This window comes from Microvirga sp. Mcv34 (assembly GCF_024519725.1).
GTDB lineage: Bacteria > Pseudomonadota > Alphaproteobacteria > Rhizobiales > Beijerinckiaceae > Microvirga.
This window is the reverse complement of sequence record NZ_JALJRK010000263.1, coordinates 1-846: the sequence shown is the minus strand read 5'-3', so window position 1 is coordinate 846 and position 846 is coordinate 1. Positions and strand designations below refer to the sequence as shown.

The following is an 846-nucleotide window of genomic DNA, read 5'->3' as shown; positions in this document are numbered from 1 at the left end:
CTAGGCCCTGTTAGGCCTTGAGAGCGTTATCCCTTTGCCGGATACAGAGGGAGGTCGTCATGCAAGTTCTCCAGGACGCGGAGTGGTCGGTATGGGAGCCGCTGATTGCGGCGTGCCGCCCGCACGGGAAGACCCAGCCGCTTGATTTGCGCCAAACCTTTGAAGCCATTGTCTGGCGCCACCGCAACGGCGCGAAGTGGCGCGCCATTCCCGCCGAGCTTGGGCCATGGTGGCGCGCCGCGCAGATGTTCATCCGCTGGGCCGAACTGGGGGTGTGGGAGGGCATCTTCGAACTGGCGCAGGAACGCAAGATCGAACTTGGCATGGTGTTTCTCGACGGCAGCAGCATCCGGGCCCATGCCAAGGCGGCGGGCGCGGCTAAAAAAGGGGGAGTGCGGCAAGCCGCGATCAGCATGAGGCGCTTGGACGAAGCCGTGGCGGCTTCGGTACGAAGGCCTGCGTGATCGCCGATGCGCTCGGCCGGGCGGTGACGTTCATCCTCGCCCCAGGCCAGGCGCACGAACTGCGCTTGGCGCTGCCGTTGCTCGACAGCCTGCCAGGCGTGCCGCTGTGGGTGGTGGGCGATCGCATCTACTCGTCGCATGGCTTGCGCCAAGCCGTCTGGGACAGGGGCGCACGACCGGCCATCCCAACCAATCCCACCGAGGGACCGCTGGCCTGCCCGGCGTGGATCTACGCCAACCGTTCGCGCGTCGAGCAGCTCTGGGGACGTCTCAAGGAGTGGCGCGCCGTGGCCACGCGCTACGAGAAGACCGCACGATCCTTCATGGGGGTGCTGTGCATCGCCGCAACTCACGACTGGATCAAGATCTAACAGGGCCTAGA

Annotated in this window: 1 protein-coding gene; it reads left to right on the top strand. The window is 65.8% G+C overall.

Going from position 1 to position 846, the window contains the following annotated elements; genetic code table 11:
* Window positions 1-59 precede the first annotated feature (59 nt).
* Window positions 60-835 (top strand): IS5 family transposase gene (locus OC446_RS30530; protein WP_262032612.1). Its coding sequence is split into 2 segments (ribosomal slippage): window positions 60-393 and window positions 393-835, totalling 777 coding nucleotides; the frame shifts between segments, so codons are not numbered across the junction.
* The last annotated feature ends 11 nt before the right edge of the window (window positions 836-846 follow it).